This window comes from Aquincola tertiaricarbonis (assembly GCF_023573145.1).
Classification (GTDB): domain Bacteria; phylum Pseudomonadota; class Gammaproteobacteria; order Burkholderiales; family Burkholderiaceae_C; genus Aquincola; species Aquincola tertiaricarbonis_B.
The window spans coordinates 1,909,556-1,929,050 of the sequence record NZ_CP097635.1; the positions used below are offsets into that span (position 1 = coordinate 1,909,556).

Here is a 19,495-nt window from a genome sequence, read left to right on the forward strand (position 1 = left end):
TGTTGAACATAGCACTTTCACTGAATATTGCAACACGGCGCCGCTCTGCTGACAGGAGGTGGGCCGTCAACCGCCCAGCGTGAAGTAAAAGCGCGCCCCCTGGCCGATCTCGGATTCGGCCCAGACGTCGCCGCCATGGCGGCGCACGATGCGGCGCACCGAGGCCAGGCCGACGCCGGTGCCCGGGAAGTCGTTGGCGCTGTGCAGGCGCTGGAACACGTTGAACAGCCGGTCGGCAAAGCGCATGTCGAAGCCGGCGCCGTTGTCGCGCACCACGTAGGCCTCGCGGCCGCTCTGCAGGTCGGTGGTGAAGACGATCTCGGCCTGCTCGCGCTGGCCGGTGTACTTCCAGGCGTTGCCCAGCAGGTTCTCCAGCACCAGTCGCAGCAGCGTCGGGTCGCCATGCGCCTGCAGGCCGGGCTCGATGTGCACCTCCACCTTGCGCTGCGGCTGCTGGCGGCGCAGGTCGTCGATCACGTAGCCGGCCAGCTGCGACAGGTTCACCGGCTGGCGCGCCAGCGGCTGGCTGCTCAGCTGGGCCAGGCCCAGCAGTGCGTCGATCATCGCGTTCATGCGGGCGGCGGCGCCCAGCACGCGGTCCAGGTGGTCGTTGCCCACGCGGTCCAGCAGGCGGCCGTAGTCTTCCTTCAGGATGCGAGTGAAGCCTTCCACCACCCGCACCGGCGCCCGCAGGTCGTGCGAGACGGTGTAGCTGAACGAGGCGTTGTCGGTTTCGCCGGGCTCGGGCGCGCTGCCGCCCACCGGCAGCAGCATCAGCAGCCGGCCGTCGGCGTCGCGGCCCAGCGGCAGCAGCTGCACCTGCCAGTCTTCATGCACCGTGCCGGCGCCGGGCTGCAGCGCGGCCACGGCCAGCGCCAGGTCGCGCGGCAGCGCCGACAGCAGCGCCGCCCAGGCGGTGCCCGGCGCGCCGCCGAAGCGCAGCGCCGCGTCGTTGCAGCGGCGCACCGCCAGTTCGCCGTCGGCCGCCGGCTGGCAGATCCAGGCCGGGCCGGGCAGGGCGGGCAGCAGGGCGTCGAGCGCGGCGCGGTCGTCCTGCAGCGCCAGCAGGTCGTCCAGCAGGCGGGCGGTGCCGGTGTGGCCGGCAAAACGGCCCTCGCCATCGAAGCGGGGCAGGCCGCGCAGCCACCAGCGGCTGCCGTCCGGGTGGTCCACCGCATCGTCCAGCGGGCCGTGGGCGCTGAGCTTGGCCTGTACCAGGCCCGGCTGCAGGCGGCTGTCGAAGCGCTGCCACAGCAGCTCCTGGGCGGCGGGCTGCCAGTCGGCGGCGGGGGCATGGCACGGCGGGCGCAGCTGCACCAGCCGGTGCTGCGCATCGGTCTGCCATTGCCAGTCGTCCAGCGTCTGCCGCAGCTGCTGCAGCTCGGTGCGGGCTTCGCGCAGGGCCTGCCCGCTGCGGCGGCGGGCCAGCAGCCAGCCGGCCAGACCGGCGGCCACCAGGCCCAGCGGGCTGGCCGCCAGCAGCCACCAGGGGGCCACGGGCGCGCCGGCTTCGGCCGCCCCGGCGTTCTGGGCGAAGGCGCAGCAAGGCGCCAGCAGCAGCGTCGTCAGTGCGCGCGCCGGCTTGTCAAACTTGCTGGCGCGGACCGCATGCGGCGGCCCTCCGCGGCCGTCGGGCGCCGCGGACGTTTCGGCGCCGTGAGGAGTGCCACCAACCATGTGAGGGATTGTATGCACCGCACCGTGGCAACATTCCTACCCATTCAAGCGCGGTTGTGCTTGACGGGGCTGGCCGCGAAACACAACATGTTGTTGCAGTTGCGGCTGGCTTCTGCTTTCAAGAACGCCTCGCAACGGTCGAATTACACGTCCTGTCTTATGCCTCAGTACAAACCGGTCGCCCTGTTGTCGTCCGCCGAACCCGGCGGCGCTGGTGCGGGCGCCGAGCCGCGGACAGACCTGCCGCCCGAGCTGCTGGCCCTGCTCGACAGCCAGGCGCTGGACCGTCTGCGGGAGCTGGACCCCGGCGGCAAGATGGGCCTGGTGACGCGGGTGCTGCGCACCTTCGACAGCTCCATGATCAAGCTGCTGCAGCAGCTCGAGGAGGCTCAGGTCAGCAACGACCATCAGGTGGTTCGCCACGTGGCCCACACGCTCAAGTCGTCGGCGGCCAGCGTGGGGGCGCTTCAGTTGTCGGCGATGTGCGCCGATATCGAGCGGCGTGTACGCGAAAGCGATACCGCGGAATTGCCCGCCCGGCTCGATGCTATGGTTGCGGAGTGCCAGCGGTTGCGCACCGGTTTGAAGTCCATTGCCAGCGCCTAGATGACATTGCGCCTTACCTTCCTCGCTGCAGGTGTGTGTTGCTCAGCGTCGCGACCTCGCGCGTGCGGTGCCTGACATGACCGCCTTGCATGCGTTCGCCGACCAGGCCGGGGTGACCGAGCCCAAGGTGCTGCTGGTCGACGACGACGAGGTGAACCTGATGCTCACCGCGGTGGCGCTGCGGGAGCGGGGCTTTGCCATCACCGAGGCCGGCAGCGGCGAACAGGCGCTGAGCATGCTCAGCCACTGGGTGCCCGACATCATCGTGCTGGACGCGCTGATGCCCGGCATGGACGGCTTCCGTACCTGCACCGAGCTGCGCACGCTGCCCGGCTTCGAGAACATGCCGGTGCTGATGCTCACCGGCCTCGACGACGACGCTTCCATCACCCGCGCCTACCAGGCCGGCGCCACCGACTTCTTCGTCAAGAGCACGCAGTGGAGCCTGCTGGCCGGCCGGCTGCACTACCTGCTGCGCGCCTCGCGCACGCGGGTGGAGCTGGAACGCAGCAAGAGCCGACTGGCGCGCGCGCAGGACTTGGCGCGCATGGGCAGCTTCGACTGGCGGCGCGCCAACACCGCCTACAACGGCGGCCTGGTGATCTCGCCCGAAGGCCTGCGCGTGTTCGGCCGCAGCCCGAGCGAGCGGCTGGGCCTGCGCCCGCTGCTGCGCATGGTGCCGCCCTCGGACCGCCGCGGCCTGCTGCGCATGCTGCACGAGGTGCTGGCCCACAGCTCGGTGCTGGCCACCGACGTGCCGGTGAACCTGCTGGACGGCCGCCAGCGCATCATCCACGTCGAGGCCGAGCCCGAGTTCAACGAGCACGGCCAGAGCGCCGGCTACACCGGCATCGTGCAGGACGTGACCGACCGGCGCATCGCCGAAGACAAGATCCGGCACCTGGCCAACTTCGACGCGCTGACGCTGCTGCCCAACCGCCGGCAGCTGATCTGGCGCACCGAGCGGGCGCTGGAGCATGCGCGCCGCCTCAACCACCAGGCCGCGCTGCTGCTGATCGACCTGGACCGCTTCAAGATCATCAACGACACCCTGGGCCATGCCGCCGGCGACGACCTGCTGGTGGAGGTGGCGCGCCGCCTGCGGGCCTGCGTGCGCCATTGCGACCAGGTGATGGAAGGCGCGCTGGAAGCCGTGGGTTCGCGCTCGCACCGCACGCTGGAAGCGGTGGGCCGGCTGGGGGGCGACGAATTCGTGGCGCTGCTGCCCGAGGTGGCCGACGAACGTGACGCCGAGCGCGTGGCCGCACGGGTGCTGGAAGCCATGCGCGAGCCCATCTTCGTGGCCGGGCAGGAATGCTTCGTCACCGCTTCGGTGGGCATTGCGCTGTTCCCGCGCGATGGCGCGGCGGTGGCCGACCTGCTGCGCAATTCCGACGTGGCGATGTACGCCGTCAAGTCGCAAGGGCGCAATGCGGCGTCCATCTACAGCCCGCAGCTGGCCGGCCGCGGCCGCGAGAAGCTGGAGCTGGAAAGCGCGCTGCACAAGGCCATCGAGCGCAACGAGCTGGTGCTGCACTACCAGCCCAAGGTGGACGTGCGCGCCGCCCGCATGGTGGGCGCCGAGGCATTGATGCGCTGGCAGCGCGGCAACACCCTGGTGCCGCCGGCCGAGTTCATCCCGCTGGCCGAAGAAACCGGGCTGATCATTCCGCTGAGCGAATGGGCGATCCGCGAGGCGGCCCGCCAGGCCAAGAGCTGGTCGGTCAGCTTCGGCTTCTCCGATTCCATCGCGGTGAACCTGCCCAACCGGCTGTTCGAGCGCTCCGACCTGGTCGAGCACATCCACCAGTCGGTGGGCACCTATGGCGTGCCGCACCGCGCCATCCAGCTCGAGATCACCGAGACGGGCCTGATGAAGGACCTGCAGAACGTGATTCCGTCGCTGCACCGGCTCAACGAGATCGGCGTCGAGATCTCGATCGACGACTTCGGCACCGGTTATTCGTCGCTGGCCTACCTCACCACGCTGCCCATCTCCGAGCTGAAGATCGACCGCAGCTTCGTGCGCGACCTGGGCATCACGCCGCAAAGCTCGGCCGTGGTCACGGCCATCATCGCGCTGGCCCGCTCGCTGGGCCTGCGCGTGATTGCCGAGGGCGTTGAAAGCCTGCGCCAGATGGAAGTGCTGCACCGTCTGGGCTGCGGGGTGATGCAGGGCTTCCTGTTCAGCCGGCCGATCCCGCCCGACGACATCGAGAAATGGCTGCAGAACACGGTGCTGCCGCGCAAGGCGCCCTGGATCGCGCCCGCGCTGCCCGATGGCGGCGAGCCCACCCGCGTGGTCGGCGGCGGCCGGCTCTGACCCGCTCCCTTTCCCTTTCCTTCCCCTGACACGATGACGGCTGCCCCCACGCCGGCGCAGATTGCCAAGGGCGCGCTGCGCCGCCTGGCCTTGACCCAGCAGGAACCCACGCCCGAGAACTACGCCCGCGCCTGGGCCGAAGAACTGGGCCAGCCGGCCGCCGCACTGCCCGAACGCGCCCGGCCGCTGCTGGACAAGCTGGCCGCCCGCGCCACCGAAGACACCGACAACCGCGCCGAGCTGGTGCGCAGCCTCATGCAGGGCCAGTGGGACGACCTGGCGCGCGCGCTGGACCGCAGCGCCTCGCAGGCCGGCAGCGCGGGCCAGGCCTGGGCGGCGCTGATCGAGCGCATCGTGCGCGGCGTGGAACGCGGCGGCCGGCAATGGACCGCCGCCCGCAAGAAGGACAGCCTGCAGCGGGTGCTGGACAGCAGCCGTGGCGACGTGACGCGCTTGCAGCAGCGCCTGCGCCAGCTGATGGCCAGCTGGGACAGCGACACCGTGCCGGATGAGCAGGCCATTCCGAGCGACGACCCGCTGGCCGACGATGCCGCCGCCGCCGATCCCGCCGTGGCGCCCGACCTGCCAATGCCCGATTCGCAATCGTCGGCGGCCGAGGCGCCTGCCCGGCCGCCAGCCGATGCTGCGGCCACCGCCGATACCCCGGCCACGGTAGAGGCCGTGAACGCGGCCGACCTGCCGGCGGCTGGCCCGGCCGACGCGGCGCCGGTGCCGGTGCCCACAGCCGCCCCCTGCCCGCCGGTGGAAGAGCAGCACTGGCCCCAGGTGGCCGCCAGCCTGCACGGCACGGTGGCGGCCGCCCTGCCGCCGCGCGTGGCCAGCGCTGCCGAACTGGCGGCCGAGCTGGGCCAGCTGGCCGACCGCATGGCCGGCGAAGGCGCCACCCCGGCGCTGGCGCAGGCGGTGCACCAGGTGTGCGAGCGGGCGCGGCGGCTGTTTGCGCATCGCCACCACCTGCTGGAACAGGTGGGCGCGCTGTGCCTGGAACTCACCGCCGGCCTCACCGAGCTGGCCGAAGAAGGCAGCTGGGCCCAGGGCCAGGCCGAAGCCTTGCGCGCCCGCCTGCAGGCCGACGAGGGCGAGGCCGGCGCCGAAGGCGCGGCCTTCAGCGTGCGCGGCGTGCGCGCGGCCGGCGAGCTGCTGGCGCGCACCCGGGCGCAGCAGCAGGCGCTGCGCGGCGAACGCGACCGCGCGCGGGTGGCGCTCAAGTCGCTGATCCACAGCCTGCTGCAGCAGGTGGGCGAGCTGGGTGACGAGACCGGCCGCTTCAGCGACAACCTGGGCCGCTATGCCGCTTCCATCACCGAAGCCAGCTCACTGGATGCGCTGGCGGGCGTGGTGGATGCGATGGTGCAGGAAAGCCGTTCCGTGCAGCAGCGCGTGGGCCAGGCCCGGCAGCAGCTGGGCGAAGAGCATGCGCGCGCCAGTGAGCTGGAATCGCGGGTGCGCGAGCTGGAAGGCGAGCTGCGCCGGCTGTCCGACGAAGTGGCCACCGATGCGCTCACCCAGGTGGCCAACCGCCGCGGGCTGATGCAGGCCTTCGAGACCGAGCGTGCGCGGCTGGAGCGTGATGGCCGGCCGCTGGCGGTGGGCCTGATCGACATCGACAACTTCAAGAAGCTGAACGACACCCTGGGCCATGCGGCCGGCGACGAGGCGCTGAAGTCGCTGGCCCGCCTGGTGCAGCAGGCCCTGCGGCCGGTGGACCATGTGGCGCGCTTCGGCGGTGAAGAGTTCGTGGTGCTGCTGCCCGGCACCGAGGTGGCGGATGCGCAGCAGGTGCTCACGCGGCTGCAGCGCCAGCTCACCGCCAGCCTGTTCATGCACGACGGCAAGGACGTGTTCGTCACCTTCTCGGCCGGCGTCACCGCCTACCGGCCGGGCGAGCGCATCGAGGTGGCGCTGGAGCGCGCCGACGAGGCGCTGTACGAGGCCAAGCACCAGGGCAAGAACCGCACGTGCGTGAATTGAGTTCACCGGCAAGCTTCAAAAATATCGGACCCAGGCCCGCCCCGTGCGCCGCTTGTAGCGGGCAAACGCGCGGCAGGGCAGGTACAGCGCCGGCACCAGCAGCGCGGTGATCAGCCAGATGAGCCAGAAGTGGTCGGCCGGCACGCCGAAGCGGCTGCCCTGGTTGGGGCCGAACAGCGCCAGCATCAGCTGGTAGCCCGCCAGCAGCACGAACAGGTGCAGCAGGTAATAGAACATCGGCGCCCCGCCGAAGGTGGACAGCACCCGCGTCATCGCGTTGTCCACGCGGTCCAGCGCGGCCAGCATCAGCAGGCCGCCGCCCAGCGTCAGCAGCAGGAAGTCGAGCGAAGGCGGGTACTTGGTGAAGTTGAGGAACGACATCACCGTGTGCAGCGCATCGGGCCCGGGCTGCCAGGGCGCGTTTTCGCCATACAGGTTGAAGCCACGCAGCACCAGCAACAGCGCCCAGCAGCCCAGGCCCAGCCCCGCAAAGGCCCGGATGCGCTGGCGCGCGCTGAAGCGGGCGCTGAACAGCGGCGCCGCCACCCAGCCCAGCAGAATCACGCCCACCCAGGGCAGCGCCGGGTAGGTCAGCCGCACCTGCAACGCCGTGTCCTGCAGCGCCCAGCCGCGGTGCAGCGCCAGCGTCCACAGCAGGTACAGCGGGTGGTCGGGCGTGAGCTGCAGCCCGGCCAGCAGGTTGTGCCCGCCCACCAGCACCAGCCCGATGGCGGCCAGCAGCGCGGGCCGCAGCCCGCTGACCAGGGCCAGCACGATCATTGCCACGCCGATGGCCCAGATGACCTGCAGGTACACCACCTTCAGCGGAAAGTCGCCGGTCCACGCGAAGCTGACCACGGTGACTTCCAGCGCCAGCATCAGCAGCCCGCGCTTGAGCAGGAAGGCGCGCACCGGCCGCGGCGTGCCGCCGGGCGGGTGGGCGTACAGCCAGGCGCTGACGCCGGCCAGGAACACGAACACCGGCGCGCAGAAGTGCGCCGCCAGGCGTGAGAAGAAGACCTCGGGCGGCGTGGTGGCCACGTTCATCGGGTCGCTGACCTGCAGGTGCAGGTAGAAGGTCTCGCGCACATGGTCGATGGCCATGACCAGCATCACCAGGCCGCGCAGCGCGTCGATGGCGGTGATGCGCGGCGGCCGCGCGGGCAGGGCGCTCACTCGGGCTTGTAGCGCTCCACCGTCACCGCCTCCAGGCGGTAGCCGCTGGTGCCCATGGCCGAGGCGTTGCGGCTGACCTGCAGCGTGCCGCTGACCCACACCGCGTCCATCGCCTTGAACTTGGCCGGCTTCCTGGGCAGCACGTGCACGATCTGGTTGGCCGGCGGCGGTGGGGTGTGGATGCAGGCGCCGAAGTAGGGCACCAGCAGGAACTCGCTCACCTGGCCACTTTCGGCCTGTTCCAGCGGCACCAGGTAGCCGGGCAGGCGCACCTTGGTGTTGTTCATCGTGTTGTTGGTGGGCGCGTTGTCCCAGGCTTCACGCAGCTTGTCCAGCATGGCCTGCGCGCGCGGGTCGTTGTCCTGCAGGTCGGCCGGTGGTGCATCCTTGAGCATGCCGTTCGGGTTCCAGTCCTTGGGCACCAGACTGTCCCAGGTGATGGTCTTGTAGCCGCCGGCCGGCGGCGCCGCGCGCACGCCCAGGCTGGCGAAAGAGGCGCCGCCCAGCAGGGCAGCCGACAGGACGGTACGACGCGACAACATGCTTTCAGATCCTTGGTGACAGGCCGTCGACCAGCGACAGCCGGTAGGCGCGCAGCGCAGGCAGCAGGCTGGCCAGCCAGCCGGTGGCCACCACCGCGGCGAACAGCATCCACTGCGCGGTGGACGGCATGCCCCAGCCTATCACCAGCCCGTGTCGGGATTGCAACCAGGGCCCCAGCGCCGCCGCACCGCCCAGCGCCAGCAGCAGGCCCAGCAGCGCGCCCGCCAGGGTGACGAGCGCGCCTTCCAGCGCCAGCAGCGCCAGCACATGGCGCGGTCCGGCGCCCACGGCGCGCAGCACAGCCAGCTCGCGCCGGCGTTCGTTGAGGCCGGCCAGCACCACCGACACCAGGCCGGCCAGGCTCACCACGCCCACCATCACCGACATGGCCAGCAGCGCCTTCTCGCCCACGCCCACCACTTCCCACAGCTCGTCCAGCGCCACGCCGGGCAGGATGGCCATCAGCGGCTCGGCGCGGTAGTCGGCCACCCAGCGCTGCACCGAGAACACGGCCGGCCGGCTCTTCAGGCCCACCAGCGCGGCGGTCACGGCCTTGGGCTGCAGGTTCATCTCGCGCAGCTGGTCGGGCGTGAGCGCGCGGCCCGGCATCTGCACGCCGCCCACCCAGTCCACGTGCAGCGCCTCCATCGATTCGAGGCTGATGTGCACCGTGCGGTCCACCGGCGTGCCGGTGCGCGCCAGGATGCCGGTGACCACGAAGGGCTTGTCGGCATGCTCGGCCACCAGCTCGCCGCTGCCGTGCGCCAGCGTCAGGCGCTGGCCGAGCTTGTAGCCCAGCTGCTCGGCCACGTCGGCGCCCAGCACCGCCTCGAACAGCTGGTTGAAGGCCCGGCCTTCCGCCAGCTTCAGCGGCTGGCGGTTGCCGTAGCGGAAGCGCTCGAAGTACTCGCCGCTGGTGCCCAGCACCGGGTAGCCGCGGTGCGAATCGCCCAGCGAGATGGGCACCACCCAGGCCACCGCGCGGTGCGCGGCCAGCGCCTGCACGCTGGCCCAGCCCATGTTGTTGGTGGCCGCGCCGATGCGGAACACCGAGTACAGCAGCAGCTGGGTGGAGCCGGTGCGTGCGCCGACGATGAGGTCGGTGCCCGACACGGCGGACGAGAAGTTGGCCCGCAGGTCGGTGCGCAGCCGTTCGATGCCCATCAGCAGCAGCGTGGCCAGCGCGATGCTGGCCACCGTCAGCATCAGCGTGAAGCGGCGGTTCCAGGCGCTGCGCGCGGCCAGGGTGATCAAGGGCGTCATGCGGGTGCCCCCGTCGTGGCGGCGGCCAGCGCCGCGGCGCGGTTGAGCGCGGGCAGCGAGGCCCGCTGGCCGAAGCGGTCGGCCAGCCGCTGGTCGTGGCTGACGAAGACGATGGCGCTGCCGGCATCGGCGCAGGCCTGCAGCAGCACGTCGACGAACCGCTCGCGCAGGTCTTCGTCCAGCGCCGAGGTGGGCTCGTCGGCGATCACCAGCGCGGGCCGGCCGATCAGTGCTCGGGCCGCGGCCACGCGCTGCTGCTGGCCGACCGACAGCGCGGTGGGCTCCCGCGTCCACAGCGCGGGCGGCAGGTCCATGCGCTGCAGCAGCGCGCGGGCGGCGGCGGGCGCATCACCCGCGGCCTGGCGGCGCACGGCCGAGAAGCGGCAGGGCAGCAGCACGTTGTCCAGCACGCTCAGGTAGGGCAGCAGGTTGAACTGCTGGAACACGTAGCCCACCTGGTCGGCGCGGCGCTGGTCGCGGCGGCCGGCGGGCAGCGCCGACCAGGCCTGGCCTTGCATCGTCACCAGGCCCGACTGCGGCTGCAGCACGCCGGCCAGGATGGACAGCAGCGTGCTCTTGCCGCAGCCGCTGGGCCCGTGCAGGAACAGCGTGCTGCCGGCCTGCACCTCGAAGTGGTCGATGGCCAGCGTGTCCTGCGCGGCACCCGGCCAGCGAAAGCGCAGGCCCTGGCAGCGCACCAGCGGCTCGGTGCCGGCGGTCATTTCGCCAGCACCACGCGCCGGTTCTTGCCGCTCAGCGTCTGCTTGGCCTGGCCCTGGGGGCCGGCCACCTGCACCTGCAGCACCTTCACCCGCTTGAACGCATCGGCCAGGCCGACGTCGATCCAGGCCGCGCGGGTGGCGTCGGTGCAGCGGTAGGTCACGCTGCCTTCCAGGTCGGCATGCTCGCCCTCGGCCGGTGCGCCGCCCAGGCCCAGCGCGCCCGATTCCAGCGTCACGGCTTGCAGCTGGCAGCCGGCCTGGGGGTCGATGCGCAACCAGCCATCGGCCGCGCGCAGCCGGGCCACGGCGGCATCGGCGGCCTGTTTCTCGGCGGCACTGCGCGGCGCCCGCTCGAAGCCCAGCAGGTTGTCCAGCGGCGTGTCGATTCCGATGGTGAGCTGTTCACGCTCGACGGCGATGTCCACCGCCACCTTGCCGTGCTCGTGCGCGGCGTGGGTCTGTGCCAGGGCCAGCGTGGGCAGCATCACGGCGGCGGCCAGGGCGGCCAGGGCGGCGAGCGAGGTACGGAGCGACTTCTTCATGGCGTGCGGGCCACCGGCGGTTGCCAGGCGGCGATCAGGGTGGTGAGGTTGTGGTTCAGCAGCTTCAGGTAGCTGTCGGCGGCGGTGCCGGGGGGCGACAAGGCATCGGCGTACAGCGTGCCGCCGATCACCGCGCCGGTGTCCTGCGCCACGCGCTGCATCATGCGCGGGTTGCCGGTGTTCTCCAGGAACAGCGCGCGGGTCTGTTCGGCCTTCATCTGGCGCATCAGCCGCGCCAGGTCGGCGGCCGAAGGCTCGGCCGCGGTGGTCCAGCCCTGCACGCTGGCCAGGCGAATGCCGTAGGCGGCAGCCAGGTAGCCGAAGGCGTCGTGCGAGGTGATGGCGCGGCGCTGTTCGGCCGGCACCTGGGCCAGCAGGGCGCGCAGCCGTTGGTCCTGCGCGTCCAGCCGCTGCAGGTAGTGCGCGGCGCGGGCGTCGATGGCTGCGGCCTGCGCCGGCACCAGCCGGCCCAGCGCCACCCGCAGGTTCTCGATGTAGACGCGGGCATTGGCGGGGTCGTGCCAGGCATGCGGGTCGGGGGCGCCGTACACCATGCGCGGCCGGATGCCGGTGGTGGCCACCAGCACCGGGCCGCGGTAGCCCGAGGCCGCCACCAGCCGGTCGATCCAGCCTTCGAAGCGAAGCCCGTTCACCACCACCAGCTGCGCGGCGGCGAGCTGGCGCACGGCGGCGGGCGTGGGTTCGTACACATGGGCGTCGCCGCCGGGGCCCACCAGGCTGCTCACCTCCACCGCATCGCCGCCCACTTCGCGGGCCATGTCGGCCAGGATGGAGAAGCTGGCCACCACGCGCGGCCGTTCAGCCGACGCTGCTGCAGCCTGCGCCTGGGCCGGTGTGGGCAGGCCGGCCAGCACCAGCGCCACCACGCCCACGGCGGTGGCGCCGCCCAGCCAGGCCGCGGCCGGCGCGGCGACCGCCTGCGGGCGCCAGGCGGCACGCAGGCTGCCGTGCCGGCCCAGCGCCAGCGACAGCACGTACACACCACCCGCTACCAGCACGATGGCCGGGCCCGAGGGCAGGCTCGCGTGGTACGAGAGCAGCAGCCCCGCCCAGGCGCTGAAGGCCGCGATGCCCGCGGCCAGCAGCGCCAGCGCTTCCAGGCTGCGCACCCAGAAGCGGGCCGCGGTGGCCGGCAGCATCAGCAGGCCCACCGCCATCAAGGTGCCCAGCGCCTGGAAGCCGGCCACCAGGTTGCCCACCACCAGCGCCAGGAACAGGTAGTGCACCGCGGCCGAGCGGCGCGACACGGTGCGCATGAAGAGGCCGTCGCAGGCCTCGAACACGATGGGCCGCCACAGCACAGCCAGCAGCAGCAGCGACACGCTGGACACGCCGGCCACCAGCTTCAGCGAGGCATCGTCCACCGCCAGCACGCTGCCGAACAGCACGTGCATCAGGTCGACGCTGCCGCCCTGGCGGGCGATCAGCAGCACGCCGGCCGCCAGCGCGATCAGGTAGAAGGCGGCGAAGCTCGCGTCTTCACGCTGCGGGGTGAAGCGGGCCACCACGCCGGCCAGCAGCGCCACCAGCAGCGCGGCCACGAAGGCACCGGCGCTCATCGCGCCCAGCGACAGGCCGGCCAGCAGATAGCCGACCGCCGCGCCGGGCAGCAGCGCATGGGCCATCGCATCGCCCACCAGGCTCATGCGGCGCAACACCAGCAAAGTGCCCAGCGGGCCGCAGGTCAGCGCCAGCGCCAGGCAGGCCACCAGCGCGCGGCGCATGAAATCGAACTCGGCAAAGGGCTGCCAGAACAGGGCTTGCATCAGGGTCATCAGGCGGGGGAGGGCAGGGCGGCGGCTTGTCGGGCGAGTTGCCGCTCGGCGTGGCGCCAGGCGGCCGGGGCCAGTGCGGCGTCGGCCGGGCCCTGCAGCAGCGCGGTGCCGGCCATCAGCAGGGCGGAATCGAAATGCGCGCGGACGATGGCCTGCTCATGCAACACCGCGATGACGGTGCGGCCCTGGTCGCGCCAGGTCTGCAGCAGCGCCATCAGCGCGGTGGTGGTGTCTTCGTCCAGCGCGGCGAAGGGCTCGTCCAGCAGCAGCAGCCGGGCGTCTTGCAGGCACAGCCGGGCGAACAGCAGGCGCTGGAACTGGCCGGTGGACAGCTCACCGATCAGCCGGCGTTGCAGCGTCTGCAGGCCCAGGCGGTCCAGCACCTCGTCCACGGCCTGCGCCTGCGCGCGGCTCATGCCCCGCAGCGCGCCCAGCCGCGGCCACAAACCCATGGCGGCAAAGTCGGCCACGGTGATGGGAAAGCTGCGGTCCACCTGCGAGCGTTGCGGCAGGTAGCCCATGTGCGGCCGCAGGTCGGCCGCCACCTCGATGCGGCCGCTGTGGCGCTGCAGCCCGGCCATGGCGCCGATCAGGCTGCTCTTGCCGGCGCCATTGGGGCCGACGATGGCGTGCAGTGCGGCGCGGCTGAAATCGGCCTGCACGCCCGCCACGGCAGCCTGGCTGCCGTAGCGCACGCCCACGCCGTGCAGCTGCACCGCCGCGTCACTGGCCGCCATGCATCGCCCACGCCGCCAGGGCCCACAGCAGGCCGACGCCCAGTGCCGCCACACCGGCGCGCGGCAACGCGGCGCAGGCCAGCCAGCGCAAAGAAGCGGACGTGCCGCCATCGGCGTGCGGTGCAGCGGGCTGAACGGTCACCGGCGCGGAACTCAGACTTGGGATCATCCCCTAATGATAACGAATTCTCTTTATCGGGCGTGAGAGAATCACCGACCCCCACGACCCGCCTTTCGCCAGACGATGGAACGCTCCACCCGCCAACGCTCCGCCATCCGCGCCGTGATCGAGGCCGCCACGCGGCCGCTCACGCCGCAGGAAGTGCTGGACGGTGCGCGTACCGAGGTGGCTGGCATGGGCATCGCCACCGTGTACCGCAACCTCAAGCTGCTGGTGGAAGAGGGCAGCGTGCAGGTGGTGGAACTGCCGGGCGACAGCCCGCGCTACGAGTCCAAGCACCTGGATCACCACCACCACTTCCAGTGCCGGCAGTGCGACCGGGTGTTCGACGTGCACGGCTGCCCGGGCGACCTGACGCGCTTCGCGCCCACGGGCTTCCGCGTGGAATCGCACGAGCTGACGCTGTATGGCCAGTGCGCCGACTGTGCCGGAGCGGCATCCGGCTAGGCCTGAGCGCCCACTTCAGGGCGTGGGATCAACGCTTGCTCGCTCTTGAGAGGGATGCGGCGGGCCCATGGGCACAGGCAGCATCGTGAAACCCTCCACACGGGAGCTGTGCCATGACTGCCTCGACCCCCTCGCTGCCTTTGCCGCTGCCCCTGCTGGGCGAAACCCTGGCCGCCCACGGCTTCGACGCGGGCGACTTCGAGTTCGAGCAAGATCCGGAGCCCGACCTCAGCGCGGCGCTGGGCCTGCAGGACAGCCTGCTGCTGGTGCGCCGGCGCTCCACCGGAGCGGTGCGTTTTTACCTGGGGGCTTCCTGGTACAGCGCGGTGGTCAGCGACCTGGCCACCGGCGAATTCGGCCGAGCGTGATCAGCCGGCGCGCCGCGCCTCCCGCGCGGCATTCACTTCCACCGACCGCAGGTCGGCCGCGGCCTTGTCCAGCACGCCGTTGACGTACTTGTGGCCATCGGTGCCGCCGAAGTTCTTGGCCAGTTCCACCGCTTCGTTGATCGCCACCTTGTAGGGCACGTCGATGCAGTGCTTCAGTTCGTAGGCGCCGATCAGCAGCACCGCATGTTCCACCGGCGACAACTGCGAGGTCTGGCGGTCCACATGGCGGGCCAGCACCGTGTCCAGGTCGGCCGCTTCGGCGATGCAGCCGTGCAGCAGCGCGTCGAAGTGCGCAGCGTCGGCCTTGGAGAAATCGTCCTGCTCGCGCATGTGCGCGTCGATCACGCCGGCTTCGGTGCCGGACACCAGCCATTCATACAGGCCTTGCAGCGCCACCTGGCGCGCATGGCGGCGCGCCACGTTGGCGGCCGACGGCCTTTTCGGGCCGTTCGGCTTCTTGGGGGCGGGGCTCACTTCAGTTCCTTCAGCAACAAGGCCATTTCAACGGCCACGCGGGCCGCGTCGCGGCCCTTTTCTTCGATGCGGGCCTCGGCCTGCATCGGGTTCTCCACGGTCAGGATCGCATTGGCGATCGGCAGGCGGCTGTCCAGCGACACGCGGGTGACACCGGCGCCGCTTTCATTGGCCACCAGTTCGAAGTGGTAGGTTTCGCCGCGGATGATGCAGCCCAGCGCCACCAGCGCGTCGTAGTCGCCCGAGGCGGCCATCGCCTGCAGCGCCACCGGCACTTCCAGCGCGCCCGGCACGTCGACGCTGCGGATGTGGTCGGGCGGCACGCCCAGGGCGGTCAGCTCGGCCACGCAGGCCTCACGCAGGCCGGCGGTGACGCTGTCATTGAAGCGCGCACGCACGATGCCCACGCGCAGGTGCTCGCCGTTGAGGCCGGCGAGATTGCCTTTGTCGGAGCCTTGCATCTCAGTCTTTCGAAGCGGGGGCTTCCGTGAAGCCGGTGACTTCCAGGCCGAAGCCCACCATGCTGGGCATGCGGCGCGGCCGGCCCAGCAGGCGCATGCGGCGCACGCCCAGGTCGCGCAGGATCTGCGAGCCCACGCCGTAGGTGCGCAGGTCCACGCCGCCGGCATGGCGCACCGGCGCGGGCGCCTCGGCCGCCACGGCGCGGGTGAGCAGCGATTCGGCGTCTTCCGCGCAATTGAGCAGCACGGCCACGCCGCGGCCCGCCGTCTGCAGCGCGCGCAGGGCGCTGGGCAGCGACCAGGAGTGGCGGGTGTTGCTGGTGTCCAGCAGGTCGAGCACCGACAGCGGTTCGTGCACGCGCACCAGCACTTCGTCGTCGGCCTGCCAGCTGCCGACGCTGAGCACCAGATGGGCCGCGCCGGTACGGTCGCGGTACATCGCGCAGTCGAAGCGGCCGTAGGCGGTATCGAGCTTGCGGCCACCCACGCGCTGGATGATCGATTCGGTGTGGCTGCGGTGCTGGATCAGGTCGGCGATGGTGCCGATCTTCAGGCCGTGCTCCTGCGCGAACACCTCCAGATCAGGCAGCCGGGCCATCGTGCCGTCGTCCTTCATGATCTCGCAGATCACGGAGGCGGGCATCAGGCCGGCCATGCCGGCGAGGTCGCAGCCGGCTTCGGTATGGCCGGCGCGCATCAGCACGCCGCCGTCCTGGGCCTGCAGCGGGAAGATGTGCCCGGGCTGCACCAGGTCGGTGGGTTGGGCGTTCTTGGCCACCGCGGCCTGCACCGTGCGTGCACGGTCGGCGGCGGAGATGCCGGTGGTCACGCCTTCGGCCGCCTCGATCGACACCGTGAACGCGGTGCCGTGCTTGGTGCCGTTGCGCGTGGCCATGGGCGGCAGCTGCAGCCGCTCGCAGCGTTCCCGCGTCAGGGTGAGGCAGATCAGGCCACGGCCATAGCGCGCCATGAAGTTGATGGCTTCCGGCGTGGCGTGTTCGGCCGCAAGGACGAGATCGCCTTCGTTTTCGCGGTCTTCCTCGTCAACGAGGATGACCATGCGGCCGGCGGCCAGCTCGGCGACCAGCTCGGGAACAGGAGAAATGGGCATCCGCGGATTGTAGGTGGGGCGGCATGCGCCCCGCAGCCCGCGGGCCGATCCGGTGCTGTCAGGCGGCGGGCGGCGCGGCGCCGAGCATGCGCTCCACGTAGCGGGCGATCAGGTCGATCTCGAGGTTGACCCGGCTGCCGGCCTTGAGCTCGCCCAGCGCGGTGTTCTCGATGGTGTGCGGAATCAGGTTGATGCTGATTTCGCAGCCACCCGCGACATCGGCCACGCGATTGACCGTCAGGCTGACGCCGTTGACGGTGACCGAGCCCTTGTAGGCCATGAACTTGGCCAGGCCGGCCGGCGCCAGGATGCGCAGCTCCCACGATTCGCCCACCGGCGCGAAGTGCGCCACGCTGCCCACGCCGTCGACGTGACCGGACACGATGTGGCCGCCCAGCCGGTCGTGCGCACGCAGCGCCTTTTCCAGATTGATGCGGCCGGGCTGGTCGAGGCCGGCGGTCTTGTCCAGGCTCTCGGCCGAGACGTCGATGGTGAAGCGGGCAGGCTCGCGCTCGAACTGCGTCACCGTCATGCAGGCGCCGTTGATCGCGATGCTGTCGCCCAGTTGCACGTCGTCCAGGTAGTGCGCGGGCGCCTCGACCGTCAGCCGCTTGCCGTGGCTGGCGTCGGCGCCGAGGGCTTCAACCAGGGTGATGCGGCCAACGCCGCTGATGATGCCGGTGAACATGCCGCGATTGTCGCAGCCTTGCCCGCCGGCCTGCTGCGTGGGTCAAAAAGTGGCCCTGCCCACAGCGCGCAGCCGCAGCCGGATGTCGGCGCCCACCGGGGCCATGTCCAGGAACTCGAAGTCCAGCCCGTCGGCCAGGCGCTCCAGCGGGCCGAAGGCGGCCATGTCACGCCCGGCGCCCAGCAGCTTGGGCGCCAGGTACACCAGCAGTTCGTCGACCAGCCCCTCCTTCAGGAAGGAGCCGTTGAGCCGGTGCCCGGCCTCCAGGTGCAGTTCGTTGATGCCGCGGCGGCCCAGGTCGGCCAGCAAGGCCGCCAGGTCGGTCTTGCCGGCGGGCGTGGCCGGCAGTTGCGCCACCTCCACGCAAGCCGGGTCGAAAGCCTGCGTGGTGGGTCCGGGTTGCGCCGTGTACACCAGCGCCTGGCCGGGCGGCTGCAGCACACGGGCCTGCGGCGCGATCTCCAGCCGCGAATCCACCACCACCCGCAGCGGCTGCCGCGCGGTTTCCACCAGGCGCACGTCCAGCCGCGGGTCGTCGTCGCGCACGGTGCCGATGCCGGTCAGCACCGCGCCCGCGCGCTTGCGCCAGGCATGGCCGTCGGCGCGTGCTTCAGGGCCGGTGATCCATTGGCTGGCGCCATTGAGCAGCGCGGTGCGGCCATCGAGCGAAGCCGCGATCTTCATGCGCACCCAGGGGCGGCCGCGGCGGATGCGCGAGAAAAAGCCGATGTTCAGCTCGCGGGATTCAGCGGCCAGCAGGCCCACGTCCACCGGAATGCCGGCGGCGCGCAGCCGCGCGATGCCCTGGCCGCTGACCTGCGGGAACGGGTCTTCGATGGCCGCCACCACGCGCCCGACGGCGGCGGCGATCAGCGCGTCGCAGCAGGGTGGCGTGCGGCCGTGGTGCGCGCACGGCTCCAGGCTGACGTAGGCGGTCGCGCCGCGCACGTCGTGGCCGGCAGCGGCGGCCGCCCGCAGGGCCATCACCTCGGCATGGGCCGAACCGGCGGCCTGGGTGTGGCCCATGACCTGCCAGCCGTCGCCCACCAGCACGCAGCCGACGCGCGGATTGGGGTCGGACAGGCCGATGGCTTGGTGTGCGATGTCCACGGCCTCGCGCATCCAGTGCCTGTCGTCATCGGAAAAAGGAGGAACTGCTGCCTGCATGCGGCCATTGTCGGCCAGCGGGCGGCTGGCTGCGGTACGCGTCAGGCCGGGCGCGGGTCGTGCTGCGCCGTGCGGTTGACGCCGGTGCCAACAGGACAGGCCTCGCCGCGGAGCACCACCAGGAAGTTCTGGTACAGCAGGTTCTGCGTCACGTCGACGTAATCGAGCGGATGTTCGTCGTTGCTGATGCTGCCCGACTGGTCCAGGTCGGCGGTGTAGCGGCACAGGGTGTAGAGCGCATCGTCGCCGCGCCACAACGCGGACGAAGCCATGGTCAGGTAGCCCGACCATGGGCCGCCCGCCTGGCCGGGGAACACGGCGCACACGTACTGGATCGGGTTGACCGACGAGGTGCCCGCGGCGCTGTCATAGCACTCTGCCGAGGTGTTGCTGCTGCTTCCGAAGGCGAACACCGGGTGCAGCTCGAACGCCGTGCTCACGGGGGCATCGGCACTGGGCGGCGAGGTGAGCGAGAACCACACATAACCGTTGATGAGCCGGCCCGGCACCGTCAGCGTGCTGCAGTCGGTGAGGTCGGCCGCCGTCAGCGTGGCGGTGGTGCTGGCCGGCTGCACCACGCAGCGGGCCACGATGCTGCCGCTGCGGTTGTCGAAGATCCAGGCGGTGGTGTCGGTCGCACGCGGCTTGAGCACGCTGCGGCCGTCATTGAGGTCGCGCACCCACGGCGGCAGCCGGCGGTTCGTGCGGGCGGCCACCTGGGTGGTCTGGCCGTCGGGCGCCAGGCTCAGGTAGCCCGAAAGCGCCGGGTCCACGCCAGCCACGATGGTGTCGAGCCGCACCGGATGGGTTTGACCTTGACGATCCTGCCAGGTCACCTGCGCCGATATGGCGCGGTAGGGGAACTGCAGTTCTTCCGGCACCTCGCGGATGAAGCTGTAGCTGGCGTTGGTGCCCGAGAAGGGCAGCGACTCCGGCGCCAGCGTCGGCAGGATGTCGGCATAACTGCGCAGGCCTTGCGTCGCGGCCATCCTCACGAACGAGCGGGCGGTGTCGAGGTCGTTCTGGGCCAGCCGCACGGCCTCTGAGCGTTGCTTGGCCACGTCGTTGTTCAGCCGCAGCGTCATCTGCGTGGCCACGGCCGCCAGCATGCCCAGGGCCATCACGAAGAAGGCGACCATGGCCTCGACCAACGTGACCCCACGCTGTGTGCGGCGTGCCCGCGTCATCTTCATTGCCCGG

Annotated in this window: 20 protein-coding genes and 1 pseudogene; 5 read left to right on the top strand and 16 right to left on the bottom strand. The window is 71.3% G+C overall.

What is annotated here, in order from left to right; genetic code table 11:
- Window positions 1-66 precede the first annotated feature (66 nt).
- The gene (locus MW290_RS08800) at window positions 67-1,677 is read right to left on the bottom strand and encodes an ATP-binding protein (RefSeq protein ID WP_250194297.1); all 1,611 of its coding nucleotides are present in this window, start codon (window positions 1,675-1,677) and stop codon (window positions 67-69) included.
- Between the two features lie 12 nt (window positions 1,678-1,689).
- On the opposite strand from MW290_RS08800, the gene MW290_RS08805 reads away from it, so the two are divergent.
- The 3 genes from MW290_RS08805 to MW290_RS33120 all read left to right on the top strand — a co-directional run bounded on the left by MW290_RS08805 (window position 1,690) and on the right by MW290_RS33120 (window position 6,598).
- Window positions 1,690-2,283, top strand: a complete 594-nt coding sequence (locus MW290_RS08805; protein WP_250194298.1) for an Hpt domain-containing protein — start codon at window positions 1,690-1,692, stop codon at window positions 2,281-2,283.
- 76 nt (window positions 2,284-2,359) lie between these two features.
- Window positions 2,360-4,606: a putative bifunctional diguanylate cyclase/phosphodiesterase gene (locus MW290_RS08810; protein ID WP_250194299.1), complete on the top strand. Its 2,247-nt coding sequence runs from the start codon at window positions 2,360-2,362 to the stop codon at window positions 4,604-4,606.
- 33 nt (window positions 4,607-4,639) lie between these two features.
- Window positions 4,640-6,598 (top strand): GGDEF domain-containing protein, encoded by a 1,959-nt coding sequence (locus tag MW290_RS33120; protein ID WP_310740066.1) that lies wholly within the window; start codon window positions 4,640-4,642, stop codon window positions 6,596-6,598.
- A gap of 15 nt (window positions 6,599-6,613) precedes the next feature.
- Here the strand turns inward: MW290_RS33120 and MW290_RS08820 are convergent, their stop codons facing one another.
- The 9 genes and pseudogenes from MW290_RS08820 to MW290_RS08855 form a co-directional block, all read right to left on the bottom strand.
- The gene (locus tag MW290_RS08820) at window positions 6,614-7,774 is read right to left on the bottom strand and encodes an acetyltransferase domain-containing protein (protein ID WP_250194300.1); all 1,161 of its coding nucleotides are present in this window, start codon (window positions 7,772-7,774) and stop codon (window positions 6,614-6,616) included.
- On the bottom strand, window positions 7,771-8,316 hold the full coding sequence (locus MW290_RS08825; protein ID WP_250194301.1) for a DUF3299 domain-containing protein: 546 nt from the start codon (window positions 8,314-8,316) through the stop codon (window positions 7,771-7,773). The genes MW290_RS08820 and MW290_RS08825 overlap by 4 nt, the downstream gene beginning before the upstream one ends.
- Before the next feature lie 4 nt (window positions 8,317-8,320).
- Window positions 8,321-9,580 (bottom strand): ABC transporter permease, encoded by a 1,260-nt coding sequence (locus MW290_RS08830; RefSeq protein ID WP_250194302.1) that lies wholly within the window; start codon window positions 9,578-9,580, stop codon window positions 8,321-8,323.
- The gene (locus tag MW290_RS08835) at window positions 9,577-10,302 is read right to left on the bottom strand and encodes an ABC transporter ATP-binding protein (protein ID WP_250194303.1); all 726 of its coding nucleotides are present in this window, start codon (window positions 10,300-10,302) and stop codon (window positions 9,577-9,579) included. The genes MW290_RS08830 and MW290_RS08835 overlap by 4 nt, the downstream gene beginning before the upstream one ends.
- A complete protein-coding gene (locus tag MW290_RS08840; protein WP_250194304.1) occupies window positions 10,299-10,844 on the bottom strand; it encodes a ZrgA family zinc uptake protein in 546 nt (181 codons plus the stop codon). Before MW290_RS08840 ends, MW290_RS08835 begins: the two co-directional genes overlap by 4 nt.
- A complete protein-coding gene (locus MW290_RS33265; protein WP_375142835.1) occupies window positions 10,841-11,737 on the bottom strand; it encodes a metal ABC transporter solute-binding protein, Zn/Mn family in 897 nt (298 codons plus the stop codon). The genes MW290_RS08840 and MW290_RS33265 overlap by 4 nt, the downstream gene beginning before the upstream one ends.
- Before the next feature lie 30 nt (window positions 11,738-11,767).
- Window positions 11,768-12,640: pseudogene (locus MW290_RS33270) on the bottom strand (metal ABC transporter permease); the annotation flags it as partial.
- Entirely contained in the window at window positions 12,640-13,377 is a 738-nt protein-coding gene (locus tag MW290_RS08850) for a metal ABC transporter ATP-binding protein (RefSeq protein ID WP_250194306.1), read from the bottom strand. The gene MW290_RS08850 and the pseudogene MW290_RS33270, both read right to left, overlap by 1 nt.
- Window positions 13,364-13,546: a hypothetical protein gene (locus MW290_RS08855; protein ID WP_250194307.1), complete on the bottom strand. Its 183-nt coding sequence runs from the start codon at window positions 13,544-13,546 to the stop codon at window positions 13,364-13,366. Before MW290_RS08855 ends, MW290_RS08850 begins: the two co-directional genes overlap by 14 nt.
- A gap of 75 nt (window positions 13,547-13,621) precedes the next feature.
- On the opposite strand from MW290_RS08855, the gene MW290_RS08860 reads away from it, so the two are divergent.
- Complete coding sequence (locus MW290_RS08860) at window positions 13,622-14,005, top strand: Fur family transcriptional regulator (protein ID WP_250194308.1); 384 nt, start codon at window positions 13,622-13,624, stop codon at window positions 14,003-14,005.
- A gap of 113 nt (window positions 14,006-14,118) precedes the next feature.
- Entirely contained in the window at window positions 14,119-14,373 is a 255-nt protein-coding gene (locus tag MW290_RS08865; RefSeq protein ID WP_250194309.1) for a hypothetical protein, read from the top strand.
- Here MW290_RS08865 and nusB read toward each other — a convergent pair whose 3' ends face one another.
- The 6 genes from nusB to MW290_RS08895 are packed head-to-tail and all read right to left on the bottom strand — an operon-like array spanning window position 14,374 to window position 19,488.
- Window positions 14,374-14,868 carry a transcription antitermination factor NusB gene (gene nusB, locus MW290_RS08870; protein ID WP_250194310.1) on the bottom strand — a complete coding sequence of 165 codons (495 nt, stop codon included), beginning with the start codon at window positions 14,866-14,868 and terminating at the stop codon, window positions 14,374-14,376.
- Window positions 14,865-15,329: a 6,7-dimethyl-8-ribityllumazine synthase gene (ribH, locus tag MW290_RS08875; RefSeq protein ID WP_250194311.1), complete on the bottom strand. Its 465-nt coding sequence runs from the start codon at window positions 15,327-15,329 to the stop codon at window positions 14,865-14,867. Before ribH ends, nusB begins: the two co-directional genes overlap by 4 nt.
- Before the next feature lies 1 nt (window position 15,330).
- Complete coding sequence (gene ribBA / locus MW290_RS08880; protein ID WP_250194312.1) at window positions 15,331-16,440, bottom strand: bifunctional 3,4-dihydroxy-2-butanone-4-phosphate synthase/GTP cyclohydrolase II; 1,110 nt, start codon at window positions 16,438-16,440, stop codon at window positions 15,331-15,333.
- 58 nt (window positions 16,441-16,498) lie between these two features.
- Window positions 16,499-17,128 (bottom strand): riboflavin synthase, encoded by a 630-nt coding sequence (locus MW290_RS08885; protein WP_250194313.1) that lies wholly within the window; start codon window positions 17,126-17,128, stop codon window positions 16,499-16,501.
- Between the two features lie 42 nt (window positions 17,129-17,170).
- The gene (gene ribD / locus MW290_RS08890; RefSeq protein WP_250194314.1) at window positions 17,171-18,295 is read right to left on the bottom strand and encodes a bifunctional diaminohydroxyphosphoribosylaminopyrimidine deaminase/5-amino-6-(5-phosphoribosylamino)uracil reductase RibD; all 1,125 of its coding nucleotides are present in this window, start codon (window positions 18,293-18,295) and stop codon (window positions 17,171-17,173) included.
- 41 nt (window positions 18,296-18,336) lie between these two features.
- Window positions 18,337-19,488 (bottom strand): type IV pilus modification PilV family protein, encoded by a 1,152-nt coding sequence (locus MW290_RS08895; RefSeq protein WP_250194315.1) that lies wholly within the window; start codon window positions 19,486-19,488, stop codon window positions 18,337-18,339.
- Window positions 19,489-19,495 lie beyond the last annotated feature (7 nt).

Excerpts from the sequence above, each read along its gene's own strand:
- MW290_RS08800 (WP_250194297.1), bottom strand. The coding sequence starts at position 1,677 with ATGGTTGGTGGCACTCCTCACGGCGCCGAAACGTCCGCGGCGCCCGAC.
- MW290_RS08805 (WP_250194298.1), top strand. The coding sequence starts at position 1,690 with ATGCACCGCACCGTGGCAACATTCCTACCCATTCAAGCGCGGTTGTGC.
- MW290_RS08810 (WP_250194299.1), top strand. The coding sequence starts at position 2,360 with ATGACCGCCTTGCATGCGTTCGCCGACCAGGCCGGGGTGACCGAGCCC.
- MW290_RS33120 (WP_310740066.1), top strand. The coding sequence starts at position 4,640 with ATGACGGCTGCCCCCACGCCGGCGCAGATTGCCAAGGGCGCGCTGCGC.
- MW290_RS08825 (WP_250194301.1), bottom strand. The coding sequence starts at position 8,316 with ATGTTGTCGCGTCGTACCGTCCTGTCGGCTGCCCTGCTGGGCGGCGCC.
- MW290_RS08830 (WP_250194302.1), bottom strand. The coding sequence starts at position 9,580 with ATGACGCCCTTGATCACCCTGGCCGCGCGCAGCGCCTGGAACCGCCGC.
- MW290_RS08835 (WP_250194303.1), bottom strand. The coding sequence starts at position 10,302 with ATGACCGCCGGCACCGAGCCGCTGGTGCGCTGCCAGGGCCTGCGCTTT.
- MW290_RS08840 (WP_250194304.1), bottom strand. The coding sequence starts at position 10,844 with ATGAAGAAGTCGCTCCGTACCTCGCTCGCCGCCCTGGCCGCCCTGGCC.
- MW290_RS08850 (WP_250194306.1), bottom strand. The coding sequence starts at position 13,377 with ATGGCGGCCAGTGACGCGGCGGTGCAGCTGCACGGCGTGGGCGTGCGC.
- MW290_RS08855 (WP_250194307.1), bottom strand. The coding sequence starts at position 13,546 with ATGATCCCAAGTCTGAGTTCCGCGCCGGTGACCGTTCAGCCCGCTGCA.
- MW290_RS08860 (WP_250194308.1), top strand. The coding sequence starts at position 13,622 with ATGGAACGCTCCACCCGCCAACGCTCCGCCATCCGCGCCGTGATCGAG.
- MW290_RS08865 (WP_250194309.1), top strand. The coding sequence starts at position 14,119 with ATGACTGCCTCGACCCCCTCGCTGCCTTTGCCGCTGCCCCTGCTGGGC.
- ribH (WP_250194311.1), bottom strand. The coding sequence starts at position 15,329 with ATGCAAGGCTCCGACAAAGGCAATCTCGCCGGCCTCAACGGCGAGCAC.
- ribBA (WP_250194312.1), bottom strand. The coding sequence starts at position 16,440 with ATGCCCATTTCTCCTGTTCCCGAGCTGGTCGCCGAGCTGGCCGCCGGC.
- MW290_RS08885 (WP_250194313.1), bottom strand. The coding sequence starts at position 17,128 with ATGTTCACCGGCATCATCAGCGGCGTTGGCCGCATCACCCTGGTTGAA.
- ribD (WP_250194314.1), bottom strand. The coding sequence starts at position 18,295 with ATGCAGGCAGCAGTTCCTCCTTTTTCCGATGACGACAGGCACTGGATG.
- MW290_RS08895 (WP_250194315.1), bottom strand. The coding sequence starts at position 19,488 with ATGAAGATGACGCGGGCACGCCGCACACAGCGTGGGGTCACGTTGGTC.